The organism is Streptococcus sp. SM5, assembly GCF_027497975.1.
In genome coordinates this window covers 46,984-70,951 of sequence record NZ_JAJNSC010000011.1, presented here as the reverse complement: position 1 = coordinate 70,951, position 23,968 = coordinate 46,984, and the positions used below count along the sequence as shown (strand labels likewise).

Genomic DNA, 23,968 nt, shown 5'->3' with positions numbered 1-23,968 from the left:
AAGTGATAGAAATATCCTTCTCATTTTCTTTTTTAGAGCTTGAGTATTGTTTCTATAGTCCTTTTTATGGTAAAATGGTTCTATGAATGAAAGAATGAAAGAGCTCGTTGAGTTGCTCAATCGCTATGCGACAGAGTATTATACAAGTGATAACCCATCTGTATCTGATAGTGAGTATGATCGTCTCTATCGTGAATTGGTAGAGTTAGAAAAAGCTCATCCAGAGCAAGTCTTGCCAGATAGTCCAACCCACCGTGTTGGCGGTAAGATTCTTGATGGTTTTGAAAAATATAGTCATCAGTATCCTCTCTATAGTTTGCAGGATGCTTTTTCTCGTGAAGAGCTCGATGCCTTTGATGCGCGTGTTCGTAAAGAATTGGACGAAGTTACTTATATCTGTGAGTTAAAAATTGATGGATTATCGATTTCCTTGACTTATGAGCAAGGAATTTTTGTTGTTGGGGCGACTCGTGGTGATGGTTCAATTGGTGAAAATATCACGGAAAATCTTAAACGAGTGAAAGATATTCCTTTATCCTTACCAGAAAAAATAGATATCACTGTTCGTGGTGAATGTTATATGCCGAGAGCTTCTTTCAATCAGGTCAATCTTGCTCGTCAAGAAAACGGGGAGCCAGAGTTTGCTAATCCACGAAATGCTGCTGCAGGAACTCTTCGCCAGCTAGATACAGCAATAGTAGCCAAACGTAATCTTGCAACCTTCCTCTATCAAGAAGCAAGCCCTTCAACTCGGGATAGCCAAGAGAAGGTTTTGGAACATTTAGAACAATTGGGTTTTGTTGTTAATCCAAGACGCATATTAGCGCACAGCATGGATGAAGTTTGGAAGTTTATCCAAGAAGTAGGTCAAGAAAGAGACCAATTGCCTTATGACATCGACGGTGTCGTAATTAAGGTCAACGACCTAGCTGGTCAAGAGCAACTTGGATTTACAGTTAAAGCGCCTAAGTGGGCAGTCGCTTATAAGTTTCCAGCAGAAGAAAAAGAAGCAAAACTGCTTTCTGTTGACTGGACAGTAGGACGAACTGGTGTCGTAACTCCGACTGCCAATCTTACTCCGGTGCAATTGGCAGGTACAACAGTTGGTCGTGCAACGCTTCATAATGTTGACTATATCGCTGAAAAGGATATTCGCAAGGATGATACTGTTATTGTTTATAAGGCAGGAGATATCATTCCAGCCGTTCTACGTGTCGTAGAATCAAAGCGTGTGTCAGAGGAGAAACTAGATATTCCAACAAACTGTCCAAGTTGTGACAGTAAGCTTTTGCATTTTGAAGATGAGGTGGCTCTTCGTTGTATAAACCCACGTTGTCCAGCTCAGATTAAAGAAGGTTTAATACACTTCGCATCCCGTGATGCCATGAATATCTCTGGCCTTGGTCCATCAATCGTAGAAAAATTATTTGCTGCCGATTTGGTTAAGGATGTTGCAGATATTTATCATTTGACTGTGGAAGATTTTCTCTTGTTAGACGGCATCAAGGAGAAATCGGCTCAAAAACTTTATCAGGCTATTCAAGCTTCGAAAGAAAATTCTGCTGAAAAACTCTTGTTTGGTTTGGGAATTCGTCATGTGGGAAGTAAGGCAAGTCAGTTACTCTTACAACATTTCCATTCAATCGAAACACTGGCTCAAGCAGGTCCTGAAGAAGTTGCAGGCATTGAAAGTTTGGGAAGTGTCATTGCTCAAAGTCTCCAATCTTATTTTGAGGCTGAGGGTGCTAAAATCCTTTTAAGAGAATTGAAAGAATTAGATGTTAATCTAGACTATAAAGGACAGGTAGCTGCAGCAGATGCAGCCTTATCAGGTTTAACAGTCGTATTGACAGGAAAACTTGAACGTCTTACTCGCTCGGAAGCTAAAAGTAAACTCGAAAATCTTGGAGCTAAGGTAACGGGTAGTGTATCGAAGAAGACTGACCTTGTGGTAGCAGGAGCAGATGCAGGAAGCAAACTCCAAAAAGCACAAGAACTTGGAATTGAGATTCGAGATGAAGCTTGGTTGGAGAGTTTATAATCATTACACACTAAAGAATGACTATCTTAGATTTCTTGCTCCAACTCGAAAATTTAAACAAGAAATTATTTTTTAAAATTTAACAATTAGAAATTAGGGAGAACTATGTACAATTATCCTGTACTTATTCATTATCATCGTAAGGATGAGGCTTATAAAGATTGTAGTTTTAGTAAAAAGCCTCTTGATACAGTTGAGTTAGTAAAAGAAGAAGAGTATTTTGGAGAAAAATTTTCTTTCACTCAATCTAGCGAAAAAGCTATCGAAACGATGACTTTTGTAGTTACAAAAGACGGAGTTTCAAAAGAGTATCCAATTCGTTTCAACTATTATCCACTCTTGACAGAAGTTTGGATTTTAGATGGAGACGATACAGTCTACTACTCCGAGAATCCTGCTATTGCAAGCCCTCACTATAAGGATCAAAATCCTTTTGCTTTTGACAAGGCTATTAATAGTGCTAGTTTTGACCATCATTGGGGCTACCAAGGTGATTTGGGTTGTCAAGTTTCTGATACTCAAACAAGCTTTAGTCTTTGGGCACCGACAGCAACCTCTGTACAAGTCGTAGTTTATGAATCAGCTTCTAATGATGCTCCGATTTTAAAAACTTATGAGATGGAGCGAGGGAACAGCTATTCATACAGTCATAAATATAATACAATTGGTGTCTGGAGTCTTACAGTTCCGGAAAGTCTTGCGGGTCGTGCATATCACTACCAAATTGACTTCCCACATCACCAGTCTTTGACCCGTGATCCTTATACAACAGCAACTAGCCCTGATGGAAAACGGTCAGCGATTGTTTCAGAACAGGAACGTCAGGTAGATGGTTTTGAAGTCAAGCATGGTACAGAAGCTACTTGGCGTTTAGAAAACCCTTGTCAGGCTGTTGTTTACGAAATGCATATTCGTGACTTGACCAAGTCTGAAACTTCTGGTGTTGCTCCACAATTAAGAGGAACTTTTTTGGGAGCCGCTCAAACGGGGACAGTCAATCAGTATGGTCAGTCTACAGCATTTGACTATATTAAAGAACTTGGTGTTAACTACGTCCAACTACAGCCGATTGCTGACCGTCATAAAGAGTATGATGCAGATGGGAACGTCACCTACAACTGGGGTTATGATCCACAAAACTATAATGCTCCAGAAACTAGTATGTCAACGAATCCTGATGATCCGGGACAGGTTATTCGTGATTTAAAAACAATGGTTCAGGCTTATCATGATGCTGGTATCGGTGTCATCATGGATGTTGTTTATAATCATACTTTCTCTGTAGTCGATGCACCATTTCAAACAACAGTACCAGATTATTATTATCGAATGAATCGTGATGGGACCTATCAAAATGGTACCGGTGTAGGTAATGAAACTGCTAGTGAACACGAAATGTTCCGTAAGTATATGATCGACTCGCTTCTTTATTGGGTTAAAGAATTTAATATTGATGGTTTCCGATTTGACTTGATGGGTATCCATGACGTTAAAACGATGCAGATGATCCGTTGGGCTATGGATGAAGTTGATCCTAAAATCATCCTTTATGGAGAAGGATGGGATATGGGAACTGGTCTTGCTCCTTATGATAAGGCTAAGAAAGACAATGCCTATCAGTTACCTAATATTGGATTTTTCAATGATGATCAACGCAATGCGATTAAGGGTGCTGAAGTTTATGGTGATATCAAATCAGGCTTCGTGAGTGGAGCCGGTACTGAACCAATCGTTGCTAAGTCTATCTTGGGAAGTCGTGAACTTGGTTCTTACCTCAGTCCTAACCAAGTCTTGAACTATGTGGAAGCCCACGATAACTATAACTTACATGACTTGCTAGCAACTCTTCATCCAACGGAGAGTGAAGAACGAATTATGAAAAAAGTGGAAACCGCAACAGCTATGAACCTTCTTATGCAAGGAATGGCTTTCATGGAACTCGGGCAGGAGTTTGGGCGTACTAAACTCGTAGCAACTGGAGAAAATGGTGAGTTGACTCATGATGATCGTGAGAGAGCTATGAACAGTTACAATGCTCCTGATAGCGTCAACCAAGTTAATTGGGATCTAATTAATGAACGTCAAGAAAGTATAGACTTTATCCGCCAAATTATCCGTCTTAAAACACAGACTAGCGCCTTTTCTTATCCTACATACGAGGAAGTATACCGTCACGTCTTTGTGCATACCGCCATTCAGAATAGTGGTTGGATTGTTTATGAGATTCAAGGAACTAAAGAACATTTCTTGGTTGTATTTAATGCCAAAGGTGCATCTTTCTATTATGAAAATGCTGGTAATCTAGAAATGTTGGTTACAAATAGTCGTTCAAATCAAGAAAATGCTATTGATGATGTCAGTGTAGCTGTCATGAAAGTTTTATCATAATGCAAAATCAAACTCAAGATACAATCTTGAGTTTTTTTGTTAATAGAATAAAAAAAATTGTTTAAAATCATGAAAATTACTAAAAATATTTGAAACTTTACGTAAAATTGTTAAAATAGTCTTTAAGAGACATTTTTCGTATAAAATTTATAAATTTATACAAAATGTTCAGTTTTTAACTTAAGAAAGAAAGGATATTCTTTATAAATACCAAGAGATTTACTCATATTGACAAAGAGACTATCTTAAAAATCATAAGTTTATGAAAATTTAAGAAAGTCTAAGATAATTGTTTGAAGATTTTCAAAAAAAATTTTAGGATAATCAGGAAATTGCTTGAAACTTATTTTAAAAGGTAGTATAATAGATATATAGAAAACGCTTACAATAAAAGGAGGATTCAATGGATAAATTTGAAGCTTTAAGAACATTTACAACTGGCGAGAACTTCCACCTTCAGCACTTATTAGGAGCGCATCGTGAAGAGCAGGATGGAGAGCAGGGTTATACTTTCCGTGTCTGGGCTCCAAATGCGCAAGCTGTCCATTTAGTTGGTGATTTTACAAACTGGACAGAAAATCAAATTCCCATGGTTCGAAATGATTATGGAGTTTGGGAAGTCTTTACTCCCCTAGCGCATGAGGGACAAATTTATAAATATAATATTACTCGTTCAAACGGTCATCAAATTATGAAAATTGATCCTTTGGCTGTACGCTTTGAAGCTCGCCCTGAGACAGGAGCAATTATAACAGAGATTCCTGAAAAAAAATGGAAGGATGGCCTATGGTTAGCTCGTAGAAAACGTTGGGGATTCTTCGACAGACCAGTTAATATCTATGAGGTTCATGCAGGTTCATGGAAGAGAAATCCTGACGGAACACCTTATAGTTTTGCTCAACTAAAAGAAGAGCTCATCCCTTACTTAGTGGAGATGAATTATACACACATTGAGTTTATGCCTTTGATGGCTCATCCACTTGGTTTGAGTTGGGGTTATCAACTCATGGGTTATTTCGCCTTGGAGCATTCTTACGGAAGACCAGAAGAGTTTCAAGATTTTGTTGAGGAATGTCATTTAAACAATATTGGGGTTATCGTAGACTGGGTTCCTGGCCACTTTACAATCAATGACGATGCCTTAGCATACTATGATGGAACGCCAACATTTGAATACCAGGACCATAATAAGGCCAACAACTACGGATGGGGGGCACTTAACTTTGACTTAGGTAAAAACGAAGTACAGTCCTTCTTGATTTCTAGTATAAAGTTCTGGATTGAATTCTACCACTTGGATGGAATTCGAGTTGATGCAGTAAGTAACATTCTATATCTTGATTACGACAATGCACCATGGACACCAAATAAAGATGGTGGTAATCTCAACTATGAAGGCTACTATTTCCTTCAACGTTTAAACGATATTATTAAGCTTGCTCATCCGGATGTCATGATGATTGCAGAAGAGAGCTCTTCAGCTACTAAAATTACAGGTCCAAAAGAGATTGGTGGTCTTGGATTTGACTACAAGTGGAACATGGGCTGGATGAATGACATTCTACGTTTCTACGAAGAAGATCCAATTTATCGTAAGTACGATTTTAACCTTGTAACCTTCAGTTTTATGTATGTCTTTAATGAAAATTATCTTCTACCATTCTCTCATGATGAGGTGGTTCATGGTAAGAAGAGTATGATGCATAAGATGTGGGGAGATCGCTACAATCAGTTTGCAGGCCTGAGAAACCTTTATACTTATCAAATTTGTCACCCTGGTAAGAAATTACTCTTCATGGGTAGTGAATTTGGTCAATTCCTAGAATGGAAATCTGAGGAGCAATTGGAATGGTCTAACTTAGATGACCCAATGAATGCTAAGATGAAATACTTCACTTCTCAGCTGAATCAATTTTACAAAGACCATCGTTGTCTGTGGGAAGTAGATTTGAGCTATGATGGAATTGAAATCATTGATGCAGATAATAGAGACCAAAGCGTTCTTTCCTTCATTCGTAAAGGGAAGAAAGACGAAATGTTAGTCTGTGTCTTCAATATGGCACCAGTTGAACGACATGATTTTACAATCGGGCTTCCTGTTGCAGGTGTCTATGAAGAAATTTGGAATACAGAGTTGGAGCAATGGGGTGGTGTTTGGAAAGAGCACAACCAAACAGTTCAAACTCAAGAAGGATTGTGGAAGGATTATGAGCAGACCTTGACCTTTACTCTACCAGCAATGGGAGCAAGTATTTGGAAAATCAAACGTCGCATAAAACCTACTAAAAAAGTCACTAATAACACTCAAAAAGGAGTAGAAAATGAAGAATGAAATGCTAGCTTTAATCCTTGCTGGTGGACAAGGAACTCGTCTCGGTAAACTCACTCAAAGTATTGCGAAACCAGCAGTTCAGTTTGGTGGACGCTACCGTATCATTGACTTTGCGCTTTCTAACTGTGCTAACTCGGGTATCCACAATGTTGGTGTTATTACACAGTACCAACCTCTAGCTCTCAACAACCATATCGGGAATGGCTCTAGCTGGGGTCTAGATGGTATTGATTCTGGTGTTTCTATTCTTCAACCCTACTCAGCTAGTGAAGGAAACCGTTGGTTCGAAGGAACAAGTCACGCTATCTACCAAAACATTGACTACATTGACAGTATCAATCCTGAATATGTATTGATTCTTTCAGGTGACCACATCTATAAGATGGACTATGATGATATGCTTCAGTGTCACAAGGACAATAATGCCAGTTTGACTGTTGCTGTATTAGATGTACCACTAAAAGAAGCTAGCCGTTTTGGTATCATGAATACAGATGCCAATAATCGCATCGTTGAGTTTGAAGAAAAACCTGCCCAACCTAAATCAACAAAAGCTTCAATGGGTATTTATATCTTTGACTGGAAACGACTTCGCAATATGTTAGTTGCCGCTGAAAAGAACAATGTAGATATGTCAGACTTTGGTAAGAACGTTATTCCAAATTATCTTGAGTCTGGAGAAAGTGTCTATGCCTATGAATTCAGTGGTTACTGGAAAGATGTTGGTACTATCGAATCTCTTTGGGAAGCAAATATGGAATATATTTCTCCAGAAAATGCTTTAGATAGCCGTAACCGTCAATGGAAAATCTACTCTCGTAACCTTATTTCTCCACCAAACTTCTTTGGAGAACATGCGCATGTAGAAGATTCGCTCGTAGTAGATGGATGTTTAGTGGATGGAACAGTAAAACATTCGATTATTTCAACAGGAGCACAAGTTCGTGAGGGAGCAGAAGTCGTTGACTCTGTTATCATGAGTGGAGCCGTTGTAGGTAAAGGTGCTAAGATTAGACGTGCTATTATTGGCGAAGGTGCAGTTATTGCAGAAGGTGTTGAGATTGATGGAACTGAGGAAGTTCAGGTTGTCGGATATAACGAAGTAGTGGGGGTAGCAACAGATGAAGATTGATAAATATTCAGCTATTTTAGGAAATACAGTTGGATTTCACGATATGTCAACATTGACGAGCAATCGTCCTGTAGCAAGTTTGCCATTTGGCGGGAAATATCGCTTGATTGACTTCCCTCTTTCAAGTCTTGCAAATGCTGGTGTACGTAGTATCTTTGGTATCTTCCAACAAGATAATATTTCTTCTGTATTTGACCATATCCGCTCTGGACGCGAGTGGGGCTTGTCTACACTCCTCAGCCACTACTATCTTGGTATCTACAACACTCGTGTAGAAAGTAGCACTGTTGGTAAAGAATACTATCAACAACTCCTTACATATTTGAAACGTTCGGGATCAAACCAAACAGTTTCAATTAACTGTGATGTATTGATTAATATTGATCTTAATCAAGTCTTCCATTTACATAACACAACAAAATCTCCGATTACAGTAGTTTATAAAAAACTACCTAAGAAAGATATTTCAGGAGTTAATGCTATCTTAGAAGTTGATGAAACTGACCATGTTTTGTCACATCACTTGTTTGATGAAAATTCAAACCAAGACTTATACAATATGTCTACAGACATTTTTGTAGTTGATACTCCGTGGTTGATTGAACGTCTTGAAGAAGAAGCTAAGAAAGAAAATCCGGAGAAATTACGCTATGTTCTCCGTGATTTAGCAGAGGAATCAGGCGCTTTTGCTTATGAATATACTGGATATCTGGCTAATATTCATTCTGTAGAATCTTATTATCAAGCGAATAAAGATATGCTCGATTTACATAAGTTCTACTCATTGTTCACTCCGAACCAAAAGATTTATACTAAGGTTAAAAATGAAGAGCCAACTTACTATGCATCAAGCTCTAAAGTAGCTAAGTCTCAGTTTGCTTCTGGTAGTATTATCGAAGGTGAAGTAGTCAACTCTGTATTATCTCGTAATGTCCGCGTACATGAAGACAGCTTAGTCAAAGATAGTCTCCTCTTTACACGTGCGGTCATTGGTAAGGGTGCTAAGGTAGAATATGCTATCTTGGATAAGGGTGTTGAGGTTGCTGAAGGTGTTGTTATTCGAGGCACTGCAGAACATCCTGTAGTTGTTAAGAAGGGCGAAAAAGTAACAGAGGATATTCTTTCATGAAAATTTTATTCGTAGCAGCAGAGGGCGCTCCCTTTTCAAAAACAGGTGGACTGGGAGATGTCATTGGAGCTCTACCCAAGTCATTAGTTAAGGCAGGACATGAAGTTGCTGTTTTCCTGCCTTACTACGATATGGTAGAAGCTAAATTTGGTGATCAAATTGAAGATGTTCTTCAATTTGAGGTATATGTTGGTTGGCGTAGACAATTTTGTGGAATTAAGAAAACAGTTTTAAACGGAGTTACCTTTTACTTTATAGATAATCAATATTATTTCTTTAGAGGTCATGTATACGGTGACTTTGATGATGGTGAACGCTTTGCCTTCTTCCAACTTGCAACCCTTGAAGCAATGGAGAGAGTTGGTTTTATCCCTGATGTTCTACATGCGCATGACTATCATACGGCTATGATTCCTTTCCTTCTGAAAGAAAAATATAGATGGATTCAAGCCTATCAAGGAATTAAGACTGTCTTAACGATTCATAACTTAGAGTTTCAAGGTCAATTCTCAGAAAGTATGCTTTGGGATTTATTCCGAGTTGGTTTTGAACGTTATGCTGATGGTACAGTTCGTTGGAATGATTGCCTCAACTGGATGAAGGCAGGTATTCTTTATGCAGATCGTGTAACAACTGTTTCTCCAAGCTATGCTTATGAAATTATGACAACTGAGTTTGGTTGTGGAATCGATCAAATCCTACGTATGGAATCTGGAAAACTATCTGGTATTGTAAACGGAATTGATACAGATCTCTACAATCCTGAAACAGATCCACTATTGGATTATCATTTTTCAAAAACTGATTTGTCAGGGAAGGCTCAAAATAAAGCAAAATTGCAAGAAAAAGTGGGTCTACCTGTTAGGGATGATGTACCTTTGATTGGTATCGTCTCACGTTTGACTCGTCAAAAAGGCTTTGATTTAGTAGTTGAGAGTTTACATCGTATGCTACAAGAAGATATTCAGATTGTGCTTTTGGGAACTGGTGATCCAGGTTTTGAACAAGCCTTCTCTTGGTTTGGTCAAGTATTTCCTGATAAACTTTCTGCTAACATCACCTTTGATGTGAAATTAGCGCAAGAAATTTATGCCGCTTGTGATCTCTTCCTTATGCCAAGTCGTTTTGAACCATGTGGGCTTTCTCAAATGATGGCCATGAGATATGGAACACTTCCTTTGGTCCATGAAGTAGGTGGTCTGAGAGATACAGTTCAAGCCTATAATCCAGTTGATGGTAGTGGTACAGGATTCAGCTTTGATAATTTGACCCCATTTTGGCTTAACTGGGCTCTACAAACAGCCTTGGATGTTTATCAAAATCATCCAGCGACCTGGAAGAAACTACAGTTACAAGCCATGGAACGTGATTTCTCTTGGGATACAGCTTGTCAATCCTATTTGCACTTGTACCAAAGCTTGGTAAATTAAAGCAATAAAAATCGTATGAAGCTTTCATACGATTTTTTGGGATAATATTAGTTAGGAATAGAAATGTCAAAAGTAAGAGGTCTTTGCGTGCTTGATGTTGACGGCACGCTGATAGAAGAGGAAGTAATTGATATTTTAGGCAGTAAAGCGAATTGTGAGCAAGAAGTCTCTCAATTGACTCGTCGAGCAATGAGTGGAGAATTAGATTTTGAATCAAGCTTGAAAAGGCGTGTTTCTTTATTGAAGGGAATTTCAGTCGATGTATTTGATCAAGTATATAAAGAGCTTCATCTAAGTAAAAATGCTCATGAGTTTATCTCAATTCTTCAAGAAAAAAAGATTGCTGTTGGCATCATATCAGGTGGTTTTGTACCCATCGTTGAAAGGTTAGCAAATAGTTTAGGGATTCATTTGTTTGCTGCAAATCAGTTAGAAATAAATAATGGAAGGCTTACCGGTCGACTTATTGGTCAAGTCATTACTCGAGAAGTCAAGGAAGAAATTTTTCTTCAATGGGTTAGTGAACTAGATATATCTTTGGATAAAACAATTGCCGTAGGTGATGGAGCGAACGATTTAAAGATGCTTAAGAAAGCTGGAATCGGAGTTGCTTTTTGTGCTAAAGATATTCTAAAAAAAGAAATCAAACTGTATATTGACGAAAGAGACTTAGTAAAAATATTGGACTTGATTAATTTCCTTTAAAGAGAAGGAGAAGTGTATGAAAATTGTAGTTGCGCCAGATTCTTTTAAAGAGACTCTTTCGGCAGGTGAAGTAGCAAAAGCTATTAAGCGAGGTCTAGAAAGAGCCTTACCTAAAGTAGACTGTTTATGTTTACCAGTAGGAGATGGAGGAGAAGGTACTATAGAAGCCATCAAAAACTCTTTAGGACTATTAGAAAAAAGTACCCTAGTAACTGGTCCTTTTGGAGACGAGGTACAAATGCCCTATGTCCAAAAAGGGGATATGGCACTTTTTGAAGTTGCAGATCTTGTAGGGCTTGCTAAGATACCTCATGAAAAGAGAAATCCTTTAGATATTTTTACAAAAGGGATAGGAGAGTTAATCAGGCATTTGGTAAATCAGGGCATTAAGGAAATTTATATCGGTGTTGGTGGAACTGCCAGTAACGATGGAGGAATTGGAATTGCATCGGGTCTTGGTTATCAATTCTATGACCAAAGTGGAAAAGAGCTTTTAGCTACTGGTCAGGCACTGTTCGAAATAGCTGAACTTTCAAATCAAGAGGCTGTTTCCTTACCTTCAGATGTACAGATAAAAATATTAGCGGATGTCACCAATCCTCTCTGTGGTGCAGATGGTGCAACCTATGTATTTGGAAAGCAAAAGGGATTAAATCCTGAAAAATTCAAAGAAGTTGATAGGGTTATTAAGGAATTTTATAGTAATTTCTCACCTGAAACTTTAAAACTAGCAGGTGCCGGAGCGGGTGGTGGCATTGCAGCTGGTTTGTGTGCATTTGCTGGAGCAGAAATCGTATCTGGAATTCAGACTTGTTTGGATTTGATACATTTTGATGAAAAGGTCAAAAATTCTGATCTAGTAATTGTTGGTGAAGGTAGGTTAGATTCTCAAAGTTTGGCTGGCAAAGCCCCAATTGGCGTAGCAAAAAGAACACCCAAAGGTGTTCCAGTTATTGCAATATGTGGTAGTTTGTCAGAGGATTTACCTCAATTACCATTTGAAAATCTAGTTGCAGCTTTCTCCATTTTAGAAAAGAGCGAACCATTAGAAGACAGCTTTAAAAATACTGCCCATTATTTAGAAAATACAGCGTTTAATATCGGTCAACTTTTATCGATAAAGTAGTTAACCAAACCATTTTTTCCAAAGAGAAGTTGGAGCCTTTGGTTCTTTCTCTTGCCATAAGTTAGAAAAGGCCTTTTTAAGGTCTTTTTCTTGGGTTTTAACAGGTCTATCACTGTGTATGACCATGCCGAAAGGAGAAGAGTTATGGTCTTCTGAAACAATTGTCGCTTGGCAATTAGCATCCTTTGCCTGTTTTAAATAAAAAACCTGCTTCTCAAAAACAACTTGAGGTGAAATTTTGACAAATAGAGGTTCCGTGTTTTCTTTTAAACAATTTAAGATAGTTGGAAAGTTGTTTTTGAATTTGTCATCATTTGTTGTCTCAATATCTGCAAAACCTAGTACTCTTTCCTCAAATGTACCGAGAAAGCGTCTTTGTTCATCAGGATTTAATTTTAGGCCACCATTAGCTTTTTCTAGAATTTGTTTTGATAAATCAGTCATAAAAATAGTATAACATAAAAAGCATAAGAAAGAAAAAAGAAGAAAGCGATTACTTTATAAAGTTAAGGAAAAATTGCACAAAGTTAACGTTTTTTCTTGAAAAAGGAGTATTTTTAAGGTATCATAGAGGTGTAAAAAAATTAACTCAATAAGGAGAGTACAAAATGTCAATTATTACTGATGTTTACGCTCGCGAAGTCCTAGACTCACGCGGTAACCCAACACTTGAAGTAGAAGTTTATACTGAATCAGGTGCTTTCGGACGTGGTATGGTTCCATCAGGAGCTTCTACTGGTGAGCATGAAGCGGTTGAACTTCGTGACGGCGACAAATCTCGTTACGGTGGTCTTGGAACTCAAAAAGCGGTTGACAATGTGAACAACATTATTGCTGAAGCAATCATCGGTTACGATGTACGTGATCAACAAGCTATTGACCGTGCTATGATCGCTCTTGACGGAACTCCTAATAAAGGTAAATTGGGTGCTAACGCTATTCTTGGTGTATCTATCGCTGTAGCTCGTGCTGCTGCTGACTACCTTGAAATCCCACTTTACAGCTACCTTGGTGGATTTAACACTAAAGTTCTTCCAACTCCAATGATGAACATCATCAATGGTGGATCTCACTCTGATGCTCCAATCGCATTCCAAGAGTTTATGATTTTGCCAGTTGGTGCTCCAACATTCAAAGAAGCTCTTCGTTACGGTGCTGAAATCTTCCACGCTCTTAAGAAAATTCTTAAATCACGTGGTTTGGAAACTGCCGTAGGTGACGAAGGTGGATTCGCTCCTCGTTTTGAAGGAACTGAAGATGGTGTTGAAACTATCCTTGCTGCGATTGAAGCTGCTGGATACGTTCCAGGTAAAGACGTATTTATCGGATTTGACTGTGCTTCATCAGAATTCTACGATAAAGAACGTAAAGTTTACGATTACACTAAATTTGAAGGTGAAGGAGCTGCTGTTCGTACATCTGAAGAGCAAATCGACTACCTTGAAGAATTGGTTAACAAATACCCAATCATCACTATCGAAGATGGTATGGATGAAAATGACTGGGACGGTTGGAAAGCTCTTACTGAACGTCTTGGTAAGAAAGTCCAATTGGTTGGTGATGACTTCTTCGTAACTAACACTGACTACCTTGCACGTGGTATCCAAGAAGGTGCTGCTAACTCAATCCTTATCAAAGTTAACCAAATCGGTACTCTTACTGAAACTTTCGAAGCTATCGAAATGGCTAAAGAAGCTGGTTACACTGCCGTTGTATCACACCGTTCAGGTGAAACTGAAGATTCAACAATCGCTGACATCGCAGTTGCAACAAACGCAGGACAAATCAAGACTGGTTCACTTTCACGTACTGACCGTATTGCTAAATACAACCAATTGCTTCGTATCGAAGACCAACTTGGTGAAGTAGCTGAATACCGTGGATTGAAATCATTCTACAACTTAAAAAAATAAAATAGTTCAGTGAACTAATTAAAGCCCTTGGATTTTTCCAAGGGCTTTTGTATATTATAAGACAAGGTCAAAGAAATCCAGTCTTCTTTTCGTATTCTAGAGGTGAAAAAAGAGATTTTTAAACGTTTTTTTGGTATAATAATACCCAGGAAATGCTAGAAAATGAATTGAAGGTATAGATGGAAAAGTATTTATCGGTTACAACTTTGACCAAGTATTTAAAAATGAAATTCGATAAAGACCCATACTTAGAACGGGTCTATTTAACTGGTCAAGTTTCTAACTTTCGTAAGCGTCCAACTCATCAGTATTTTTCTCTCAAAGATGACCGTTCTGTTATTCAAGCGACTATTTGGTCAGGTATTTATCAGAAACTAGGTTTTGATTTGGAAGAAGGGATGAAGATCAATGTGATCGGTCGTATCCAAATCTATGAACCAAGCGGAAGCTATTCGATTATCATTGAAAAGGCTGAGCCGGATGGCATAGGTGCGCTTGCGATTCAGTTCGAACAATTAAAAAAGAAACTATCAGAAGAAGGCCTTTTTCAAGACCGCTTTAAACAAGCAATCCCTCAGTTTGCAAAACGTATCGGGGTTGTGACTAGTCGTAGTGGAGCTGTTATCCAGGATATCATTACCACTGTTAGCAGACGTTTTCCAGGGATAGAGATTGTTTTATATCCTACCAAGGTTCAAGGCGAAGGGGCGGCGGAGGAGATTGCCTGTAACATTGCTAGAGCAAATGAACGTGACGATATAGATGTCCTTATTATTGGTCGAGGTGGAGGTTCCATCGAAGATCTTTGGGCCTTTAACGAAGAGATTGTTGTACGTGCTATTTTTGAATCACGCTTACCGATTATCTCTAGTGTAGGTCATGAAACGGATGTAACTTTAGCTGACTTTGTAGCAGATAGGAGGGCTGCTACACCGACGGCTGCAGCAGAACTGGCAACGCCTGTGACTAAGTTAGATCTTCTGACCTATCTTCAGAATCAAGAAAAACGAATGGCTACTGCAGTACAAAATACTTTATCAAAGAAAAAAGAAGCCTTGAGAGGACTTAGTCAATCAGTCATCTTCAGGCAACCAGAGCGTTTATATGATGGATATCTACAACGCTTGGATCAGTTAGTACTTCGACTGAAGCAGGGATTGAATGGAGAGTTAGTTAGAAATCAACAGAAGGTTCAAGTTCAAATTCACCGTTTGGAGCAATTATCGCCGATCGTTAAGCTTCAGCGTTACCAGGACCGTATTCAACAATTACAAAAATTAATGCGTAGTCAGATGGCTGTGACATATGATGCTAAAGTTGCTGAAGTAAAACGCCTTTCAGAGGCTCTTCTTATGCTAGATACAAGTAGAATTGTGGCAAGGGGCTTTGCTATTGTCAAAAAAGAAGATGCAGTGGTATCTTCGGCAGAAGATTTAAAAGTAAATGACCAAGTTATGCTGATGATGCGAGATGGTCAAGTAGATTTAGAGGTTAAAGATGTCAAAACAAAAGAAATTTGAGGAAAATTTAGCAGAACTTGAAACGATTGTTCAGAGTTTAGAAAATGGTGAAATTGCTTTAGAAGATGCTATTGCTGCTTTTCAAAAAGGGATGATATTATCAAAAGAATTGCAAGCGACGCTTGATAAAGCTGAAAAGACCTTGGTTAAAGTCATGCAAGAGGATGGAACAGAAAGCGAACTTCTATGAACAAGCAAGAAAAATTAGCTATGGTCGAGTCAGCTCTTGAAGAGTTTTATGGTGACCAGCAATTTGCATTAAGCTTAAGAGAAGCAGTTCTTTATTCCATACATGCTGGAGGTAAAAGGATTCGGCCATATCTGCTTTTAGAAGTTTTAGAGGCCTTAAAGGTTCCTATTACATTAGCTCATTCCCAGGTTGCTGCAGCCCTTGAAATGATTCACACAGGAAGTCTAATCCATGATGATCTTCCCGCAATGGATGATGATGATTATCGTCGTGGGCGTTTAACTAACCATAAAAAGTTTGGTGAAGCCTTAGCTATTTTAGCAGGCGATGCTCTTTTTTTGGATCCATATGCTCTAATTGCACAAGCTGAATTATCAAGTCAGACTAAGGTAGATTTGATAGCTTCCTTGTCCCTTGCTTCGGGTAGTATGGGAATGGTAGCTGGTCAAGTATTAGATATGGAAGGTGAAGGGAAACACTTAAACTTAGAAGAACTTCAGACCATCCATGCCAATAAGACTGGTAAACTTTTAGCCTTTCCTTTTCAAGCAGCAGGAATTATTGCAGGATTGGATGAAAATCTTCAAAAACAGCTGAAAACAGTTGGGGAGTTGATTGGACTTGCTTTCCAAGTTAGAGATGATGTCTTAGATGTGACAGCTAGTTTTGAAGAAATTGGTAAGACTCCGAAAAAAGATTTACAAGCTGAGAAATCAACCTATCCTGCTTTGTTAGGATTGAATGAGGCAAAAATTTTTTGTAACCGAACTTTGGATCATGCTAATGAAAAATTAGACGAGATTAGCCAATTAGTCGACTTTGATAAAGAACCAATTGTAAAAATAGTAGAAAGTTTGAGAATCAATGGCTAAAGAAAGAGTAGATGTACTAGCTTATAAACAAGGTTTGTTTGAGACAAGAGAGCAAGCTAAAAGAGGAGTTATGGCTGGTTTAGTTGTTGCTGTTCTTAACGGTGAACGATTCGATAAACCTGGAGAAAAAATTCCTGATGATACTGAGTTAAAGCTTAAGGGTGAAAAGCTTAAGTATGTCAGTCGAGGTGGTTTAAAGCTCGAAAAAGCATTGAAAGAGTTTGGTATATCAGTTGAAGGGAAAATAACGATTGATATTGGAGCGTCTACAGGTGGTTTTACCGATGTTATGTTGCAAAATGGTGCTCAGCTTATCTATGCTGTGGATGTCGGTACTAACCAACTTGCTTGGAAATTACGCCAAGATGAGCGGGTTGTTAGTATGGAGCAGTTTAATTTCCGTTATGCTGAAAAAACTGATTTTGAACAAGAGCCATCTTTTGCGAGTATTGATGTAAGTTTTATATCTCTGGGTCTTATCCTTCCTGCTCTTCATAGAGTTTTGGCAAATCAAGGACAAGTCGTTGCATTGATTAAACCACAGTTTGAAGCTGGACGTGAACAAATTGGTAAGAATGGTATTATCAGAGATGCCAAGATTCACCAACATGTCATAGAATCAGTGACAGATATGGCTGTTCAAGAAGGATTTTCAGTTCTAGGATTGAGCTACTCTCCGATACAAGGTGGCCATGGGAATATAGAATTTTTAGCTTATTTACAAAAAGAAGACCAGGCAATTAATCAGGTCTCTTCGCAAATTAATCAACTAGTAGAAGAAGCACATAGAGAGTTTAAAGATGAATAAAAAAATTAGACTAGAAAAAATCAGAAAATTTGTTACCGATTATCAAATTGGGACTCAAGAAGAAATTGTAGAGTATTTAAAAGAGGCTGGGATTTCAGCTACCCAAGCAACAGTTTCAAGAGATATTAAAGAACTTGGAATCGTAAAAATTCCTTTGAAAAATAATACCTATATCTATGAACTCCCAAAATCGGTTGTTAAAAGTCTGCAATTAGCTGAGAATAATATTGTACATTCAGAGCGTTTGGGACAGATGATTAATCTTCAAATTATTCCAGGGAATACTCTTTTTGTTAAAAGTCAATTATTAGAGGTTTTTTCAGAAAAACTTTTTAGTTGTATAGCTGATGATAATTCGATTCTTATGGTATTAAGAACTGAAGAAGAAGCCAAGGAAGTTTTTGAAAAAGTTAAAAATTGGTAGGTTTATATGTTACTGGAAATTTCGATAAAAAATTTCGCCATTATTGAAGCCATCTCCCTAAACTTTGAAAAAGGGATGACGGTTTTGACTGGTGAAACAGGAGCCGGGAAGTCAATTATTATTGATGCTATGAATATGATGTTAGGAGCAAGAGCAACGACTGATGTTATTCGTCATGGCGCTCCAAGGGCAGAAATTGAAGGTCTTTTCTCTGTAGAGAATAGTCGGGTTTTACAAGAACTTTTTGATGAACAAGGACTAGAGCTTGGTGATGACATTATTATTCGACGTGAAATATTGCGCAATGGTCGTAGTATTAGTCGAGTTAATGGTCAACTAGTCAATCTTTCTGTTCTAAAACTCATCGGTCAGCACCTAGTCGATATTCACGGTCAACACGATCAAGAAGAACTAATGCGCCCTCAAAGACATATTCAAATGTTGGATGAATTTGGAGATGCTACTTTCTTTGAATTAAAGGAAGCCTATCAAGAAAGTTTTGATCATTATCGTCGTATGCGTAAACAAGTTCTTGATATTAAGAAAAACCAAGAGGAACACAAAGCTCGCATTGAAATGTTAGAGTTTCAGATATCTGAGATTGAAGCAGCAAATTTAAAAGCTGGTGAAGATATAGCTCTAAACAAAGAAAGAGATAAACTTCTCAATCATAAAAATATAGCGGATACCTTGACAAATGCTTATAGTATGCTTGATGATGAAGAGTTTTCTAGCTTAGCTAATGTTCGTTCTGCAATGAATGATATGGAAAGTTTAGAAGAGTTTGATCCAGAATACCGAGAAATTTCAACATCTCTATCAGAGTCTTATTATGTTTTAGAAGACATCACCAAAAGACTAGAGAATATTATAGATGATTTAGATTTTGATGGGAATCACTTGTTACAGATAGAAAGTCGCTTGGATTTAATTCATACTATTACACGAAAGTATGGAGGTAGTGTGGATGAGGTCTTAGATTACTTTGCTAAGATTACGGATGAGTATAATCTCTTAACCGGAAATAATCTTTCATCAGAAGAAATGGAACTAGAACTTAAGAAACTTGAAAAGCAATTAGTAGATTTAGCTAATCAAGTATCTCTTGCTCGACACGATTTAGCGAAAGATTTAGAAGCTGATATCAAGAAAGAATTGCAGGGTCTCTATATGGAGAAAGCTCAGTTTCAAGTCCGCTTTACTAAAGGTAAATTTAGTCGTGAAGGGAACGAAACGGTTGAATTCTTTATTTCAACTAACCCTGGAGAAGACTTCAAACCTCTAGTAAAAGTTGCCTCTGGTGGTGAATTATCACGGCTAATGTTAGCAATTAAATCAGCCTTTTCACGTAAGGAAGGTAAGACTAGTATTGTATTTGATGAAGTAGATACAGGGGTTTCAGGGCGTGTGGCGCAAGCTATTGCCCAGAAGATTCATAAGATTGGGCAGCATGGCCAAGTTTTAGCAATCTCTCACTTAGCACAAGTGATTGCGATTGCAGATTATCAGTTCTTTATTGAAAAGATTAGTGATGAGCATTCTACTGTATCAATCGTACGTCTCTTAACTATCGAAGAGCGCGTGCAAGAAGTGGCTAAGATGTTAGCAGGTGATGATGTAACAGACGCTGCTCTAACACAAGCAAAAGAATTGTTGAAACACAAGGAGAAATAAATGACAGATTACTATGTGATCGGAGATGTTCATGGAAAAGCTAGAATGTTGGAAGACCTCCTCAAAACATGGGATGGTCAAACACAGTTACTATTTCTTGGAGATTTAATAGATAGAGGTGAGGATAGTCGTCGTGTTTTAGAGATGGTCAAGGACTTGGTAGATCATCAAAATGCGATTTGCATTTCCGGTAACCATGAATACATGTTTTTAACTTGGCTTGACAATCCTGAGGAAAGCTATGACCATTATCGTAGAAATGGTGGAGATACGACGATTAATTCTATACTAGGACGTCCTTTGGATGCTCCGGTAGATCCGATAGAAGATGCCAAACGTGTAGAAACTGAAGCAGCAGACTTGGTTACTTTTATCCGACAAATGCCATTCGTGATTGAAACAGACCACTATATTTTCGTTCATGCGGGAATTGATTTGACCCTAGATGATTGGCATGAGACTACAGACTATAAGAAAGTCTGGCTAAGAAAACCATTCCACGAAGCTGAAAATCATACAGGAAAAACAATTGTATTTGGTCATACTCCTGTATACGGTTTGTTAAACCAAAAACCTGGCACATCTGAACTTTGGATTACTGATGATGGTAAAATTGGAATGGATGGAGGAGCTGTTTATGGTGGCGTTCTTCATGGTATTGTTTTTACTGAAAATGGAATGACAGAACGTTATTTCATCGAAAATGATGGATTCATTGCGGAAGATTAATACTCTCCACAGGGTATTATGGTCTTGTCAAAAATAAAAAAACAATTTATAATTAATAGATACCCTGAAAGGAAGAGAATCTTGAATTTAGAAGAATTAAAAAAACGACAGGAGAAAATCCGTAACTTCTCTATTATCGCCCATATCGACCATGGGAAGTCAACTTTAGCCGACCGTATTTTAGAAAAGACTGAGACAGTCTCAAGTCGTGAAATGCAGGCCCAGCTACTTGATAGTATGGACTTAGAACGTGAGCGTGGGATTACAATCAAACTAAACGCTATTGAGCTTAACTACACAGCAAAAGATGGGGAAACCTACATTTTCCACTTGATTGACACACCAGGGCACGTGGACTTTACCTATGAAGTTTCCCGTTCACTTGCTGCCTGTGAGGGGGCAATCTTGGTTGTCGATGCTGCTCAAGGTATTGAAGCACAAACGCTTGCCAATGTTTATCTGGCTTTAGATAATGATTTGGAAATCATGCCTGTCATTAATAAGATTGACTTGCCTGCTGCTGACCCGGAGCGTGTTCGTACAGAAATTGAAGATGTAATCGGTTTGGATGCTAGTGAAGCAGTTCTAGCATCAGCTAAAGCTGGTATAGGTATTGAAGAAATCCTTGAGCAAGTAGTTGAGAAGGTACCAGCACCAACTGGTGATGTAACAGCGCCACTCAAGGCCTTGATCTTTGACTCTGTTTATGATTCATATCGTGGTGTTATTCTTCAAGTCCGTGTCATGGATGGAGTAGTCAAACCTGGGGATAAGATTCAGCTTATGAGTAATGGCAAGACCTTTGATGTTACTGAAGTAGGTATTTTTACTCCTAAAGCTGTTGGACGTGATTTTCTTGCAACAGGTGACGTAGGTTATATTGCTGCATCTATCAAGACTGTTCAGGATACACGTGTCGGTGATACAGTGACCCTGGCTAACAATCCTGCAACTGAGCCACTCGATGGCTACAAGCAGATGAATCCAATGGTATTTGCGGGTCTTTATCCGATCGAATCCAACAAATATAATGACCTTCGTGAAGCTTTAGAAAAATTGCAATTAAATGATGCAAGCTTGCAATTTGAGCCAGAAACTTCTCAGGCACTTGGATTTGGTTTCCGTTGTGGATTCTTGGGACTTCTTCATATGGATGTTATCCAAGAACGTCTCGAGCGCGAATTTAATATCGATCTGATTATGACGGCGCCGTCTGTAATTTACAAGGTTAATTTAACAGATGGTGAAGCAATTGATGTATCGAATCCATCAGAGTTTCCAGATCCTACTAAGATTGCTTCAATCGAAGAACCTTATGTTAAAGCTCAAATCATGGTGCCGCAAGAGTTTGTCGGAGCTGTCATGGAATTGGCCCAACGCAAACGTGGGGACTTTGTAACCATGGACTACATCGATGAAAATCGGGTTAACGTGATCTATCAAATCCCACTGGCGGAAATTGTCTTTGATTTCTTTGATAAATTGAAGTCCTCTACTCGTGGTTATGCAAGCTTTGACTATGAGTTGTCTGAATACCGTCCATCTAAATTGGTTAAAATGGATATCCTTCTCAATGGCGATACCGTCGATGCTCTCAGCTTTATCGTTCACAAGGACTTTGCCTATGAACGTGGTAAATTAATTGTTGAGAAGCTCAAGAAGATTATCCCTCGTCAACAGTTTGAAGTGCCTATCCAAGCAGCTATCGGTCATAAGATCGTTGCACGTACAGATATCAAGGCTCTTCGTAAGAACGTCTTGGCCAAGTGTTATGGTGGTGACGTATCACGTAAACGTAAGCTTCTTGAAAAACAAAAAGCTGGTAAGAAACGCATGAAGGCCATTGGGTCCGTAGAAGTACCACAGGAAGCCTTCTTGTCTGTTCTTTCTATGGATGAGGAGTAATACTCTCCCAAGATTATCAAATATTAAAACGCTCTAAATAGAGCGTTTTTTTAATTAGAATAGACGTATTAGTATTTTTTTACATTCAATAGTAGATTTATTGTATTTTCGAAAATAATGCCATTTTACAGTTTATCTTTGACACTTTGATATTCTTACTATAGAATAGTAGTGAAAGGAGAATTACTATGAAAAAAGTAATAACTTTATCTACGATACTTTTATGCTCTCTATGTCTTGCTGCATGTAATACAACAAAAAATACTAGTGCGGAAAAAACTGAAGCTACTAGTGTTCAAGAAACAACAGTTCAAGAGACTACAGTTGCAACAACAACATCTCCTATAAAAGACACTCAATGGATTGGATCGGATGATTATGGATACGTGAAAGTTCCAAAATCTTGGATTCAATTTAAAGATGTTAATGGTGGAGATGATATTCAATATTCTGACGGTACAGATATCAATATCGTTACCTTAAATACATTTAAAGCAGAGCAGTTTGGTATTTCTGAAAGCGAACTTGAAAAGGTAGATCCTATTCAAATTTCAAATAGTATTTATAAATCTAAATCAGAAAGTCCTGATTTCTCTAAGGTTTGGGGCTCTAAGTCAAAGATCGGAGGCTATGATGCCTATCAAGTTAACTGTATTGCCAAAACTGGTAAATATTTAGTTATTTGGATTTTCAAGTCGGATGATGGTAAGTTCAGATATGTTTCACTTGAAGGGAATTTAGATACTATTAAAGAACTAGCACCGACTATCGAAGAAAGTTGGACAAATAAAAAACCATAAAAGGCAGGACATTTCCTGCTTTTTATTTTATCCAGTTTTATTTACGATATCAAATATATTTCCTGATTAGAGCTTTTTTCAATGAAAATAAAAAGAATGAGTTTTTGTAAATATAATAGTAGATTTATTGTATTTTAGACAATACTCCCAGCTTACAGTATATATTTGACACTTTAATGTTCTTACTTTAGAATAGTAGTGAAAGGAGAATTAGTATGAAAAAAGTAATAACTTTATCGACACTTTTGCTTTGTGGTATCACTCTTGCTGCTTGTAATACAAATACTGGAAAAAAAGATGTAACAGCTGAAACTACCACAATTGTTCAGGAAACTACTAGTCAGGAAACAGCGGAAGCTACAACAACCGCTCCAACTAAAGATACTCAATGGATTGGATCAGATGGTCATGGATACTTGAAAGTACCAAAATCTTGGGTTCAAAGTAATGCCGGTGGGACTAATGTTGATTTTATGTACAGTGATGGTACTAACAAGAATGCCATTTCAGTTAAAAGTATAAATGCAGAAGGAAAAGATTTCACTAATTTGCAGGCCAATTTTGAACAAAAGATAAAAGAAAATCCTAGATTTACAAATGTTACGACTGATCAAGGGAAAATTGGTGGTTATGATGCCGTCAAAATTTATGCAGATTATAATAGTAATAGCAGAAAAGTAGTTATGTGGTTATTCGAGTCGGATGATAATATGATTAGATTAGTTACTCTTGAAGGTAATTTAGAAATCGTAAACGAAATTACTCCAATGGTAGAAGAAAGTTGGACCAATAAAAAACCATAAATGTAGAAGCAGGATTGAATCCTGCTTTTTTTATAGTCTAAAGAAAT

At 37.9% G+C, this 23,968-nt stretch carries 20 protein-coding genes; 19 read left to right on the top strand and 1 reads right to left on the bottom strand.

Annotated features, from left to right (window positions below):
- Positions 1-82 precede the first annotated feature (82 nt).
- The 8 genes from ligA to PAN07_RS09610 all read left to right on the top strand — a co-directional run bounded on the left by ligA (position 83) and on the right by PAN07_RS09610 (position 12,283).
- Positions 83-2,041 carry an NAD-dependent DNA ligase LigA gene (gene ligA, locus PAN07_RS09645; RefSeq protein ID WP_269797788.1) on the top strand — a complete coding sequence of 653 codons (1,959 nt, stop codon included), beginning with the start codon at positions 83-85 and terminating at the stop codon, positions 2,039-2,041.
- Positions 2,042-2,146: 105 nt separating this feature from the next.
- Entirely contained in the window at positions 2,147-4,429 is a 2,283-nt protein-coding gene (gene pulA, locus PAN07_RS09640) for a type I pullulanase (protein ID WP_269797787.1), read from the top strand.
- Between the two features lie 403 nt (positions 4,430-4,832).
- Complete coding sequence (glgB, locus tag PAN07_RS09635; RefSeq protein WP_269797786.1) at positions 4,833-6,761, top strand: 1,4-alpha-glucan branching protein GlgB; 1,929 nt, start codon at positions 4,833-4,835, stop codon at positions 6,759-6,761.
- A complete protein-coding gene (locus tag PAN07_RS09630; RefSeq protein ID WP_269797785.1) occupies positions 6,751-7,893 on the top strand; it encodes a glucose-1-phosphate adenylyltransferase in 1,143 nt (380 codons plus the stop codon). Before glgB ends, PAN07_RS09630 begins: the two co-directional genes overlap by 11 nt.
- Positions 7,883-9,022, top strand: a complete 1,140-nt coding sequence (glgD, locus tag PAN07_RS09625) for a glucose-1-phosphate adenylyltransferase subunit GlgD (RefSeq protein WP_269797784.1) — start codon at positions 7,883-7,885, stop codon at positions 9,020-9,022. The genes PAN07_RS09630 and glgD overlap by 11 nt, the downstream gene beginning before the upstream one ends.
- Complete coding sequence (gene glgA / locus PAN07_RS09620) at positions 9,019-10,452, top strand: glycogen synthase GlgA (RefSeq protein WP_269797783.1); 1,434 nt, start codon at positions 9,019-9,021, stop codon at positions 10,450-10,452. The genes glgD and glgA overlap by 4 nt, the downstream gene beginning before the upstream one ends.
- A gap of 63 nt (positions 10,453-10,515) precedes the next feature.
- Positions 10,516-11,157 (top strand): phosphoserine phosphatase SerB, encoded by a 642-nt coding sequence (gene serB, locus PAN07_RS09615; protein WP_269797782.1) that lies wholly within the window; start codon positions 10,516-10,518, stop codon positions 11,155-11,157.
- 16 nt (positions 11,158-11,173) lie between these two features.
- Positions 11,174-12,283: a glycerate kinase gene (locus tag PAN07_RS09610; RefSeq protein ID WP_269797781.1), complete on the top strand. Its 1,110-nt coding sequence runs from the start codon at positions 11,174-11,176 to the stop codon at positions 12,281-12,283.
- On the opposite strand, the gene PAN07_RS09605 is transcribed toward PAN07_RS09610, so the two are convergent.
- The gene (locus PAN07_RS09605; RefSeq protein WP_269797780.1) at positions 12,284-12,727 is read right to left on the bottom strand and encodes a DUF1694 domain-containing protein; all 444 of its coding nucleotides are present in this window, start codon (positions 12,725-12,727) and stop codon (positions 12,284-12,286) included. It abuts the gene before it with no gap.
- A 164-nt stretch (positions 12,728-12,891) separates the two neighbouring features.
- Here PAN07_RS09605 and eno point away from each other — a divergent pair, with 164 nt between their 5' ends.
- The 11 genes from eno to PAN07_RS09550 all read left to right on the top strand — a co-directional run bounded on the left by eno (position 12,892) and on the right by PAN07_RS09550 (position 23,921).
- Complete coding sequence (eno, locus tag PAN07_RS09600; protein ID WP_006148599.1) at positions 12,892-14,196, top strand: surface-displayed alpha-enolase; 1,305 nt, start codon at positions 12,892-12,894, stop codon at positions 14,194-14,196.
- Positions 14,197-14,375: 179 nt separating this feature from the next.
- Positions 14,376-15,716 (top strand): exodeoxyribonuclease VII large subunit, encoded by a 1,341-nt coding sequence (gene xseA, locus PAN07_RS09595; RefSeq protein ID WP_269797779.1) that lies wholly within the window; start codon positions 14,376-14,378, stop codon positions 15,714-15,716.
- Positions 15,694-15,906 (top strand): exodeoxyribonuclease VII small subunit, encoded by a 213-nt coding sequence (locus tag PAN07_RS09590; protein ID WP_075567625.1) that lies wholly within the window; start codon positions 15,694-15,696, stop codon positions 15,904-15,906. Before xseA ends, PAN07_RS09590 begins: the two co-directional genes overlap by 23 nt.
- On the top strand, positions 15,903-16,778 hold the full coding sequence (locus tag PAN07_RS09585; RefSeq protein WP_269797778.1) for a polyprenyl synthetase family protein: 876 nt from the start codon (positions 15,903-15,905) through the stop codon (positions 16,776-16,778). The genes PAN07_RS09590 and PAN07_RS09585 overlap by 4 nt, the downstream gene beginning before the upstream one ends.
- Complete coding sequence (locus PAN07_RS09580; protein WP_269797777.1) at positions 16,771-17,586, top strand: TlyA family RNA methyltransferase; 816 nt, start codon at positions 16,771-16,773, stop codon at positions 17,584-17,586. The genes PAN07_RS09585 and PAN07_RS09580 overlap by 8 nt, the downstream gene beginning before the upstream one ends.
- Positions 17,579-18,010, top strand: a complete 432-nt coding sequence (locus tag PAN07_RS09575) for an arginine repressor (protein ID WP_269797776.1) — start codon at positions 17,579-17,581, stop codon at positions 18,008-18,010. The genes PAN07_RS09580 and PAN07_RS09575 overlap by 8 nt, the downstream gene beginning before the upstream one ends.
- A gap of 6 nt (positions 18,011-18,016) precedes the next feature.
- A complete protein-coding gene (gene recN / locus PAN07_RS09570; protein WP_269797775.1) occupies positions 18,017-19,684 on the top strand; it encodes a DNA repair protein RecN in 1,668 nt (555 codons plus the stop codon).
- Entirely contained in the window at positions 19,685-20,413 is a 729-nt protein-coding gene (locus tag PAN07_RS09565; protein ID WP_269797774.1) for a metallophosphoesterase family protein, read from the top strand.
- An 81-nt stretch (positions 20,414-20,494) separates the two neighbouring features.
- On the top strand, positions 20,495-22,318 hold the full coding sequence (gene lepA / locus PAN07_RS09560) for a translation elongation factor 4 (RefSeq protein ID WP_269797773.1): 1,824 nt from the start codon (positions 20,495-20,497) through the stop codon (positions 22,316-22,318).
- A gap of 188 nt (positions 22,319-22,506) precedes the next feature.
- On the top strand, positions 22,507-23,118 hold the full coding sequence (locus PAN07_RS09555) for a hypothetical protein (RefSeq protein WP_269797772.1): 612 nt from the start codon (positions 22,507-22,509) through the stop codon (positions 23,116-23,118).
- 215 nt (positions 23,119-23,333) lie between these two features.
- The gene (locus PAN07_RS09550; RefSeq protein ID WP_269797771.1) at positions 23,334-23,921 is read left to right on the top strand and encodes a hypothetical protein; all 588 of its coding nucleotides are present in this window, start codon (positions 23,334-23,336) and stop codon (positions 23,919-23,921) included.
- Positions 23,922-23,968 lie beyond the last annotated feature (47 nt).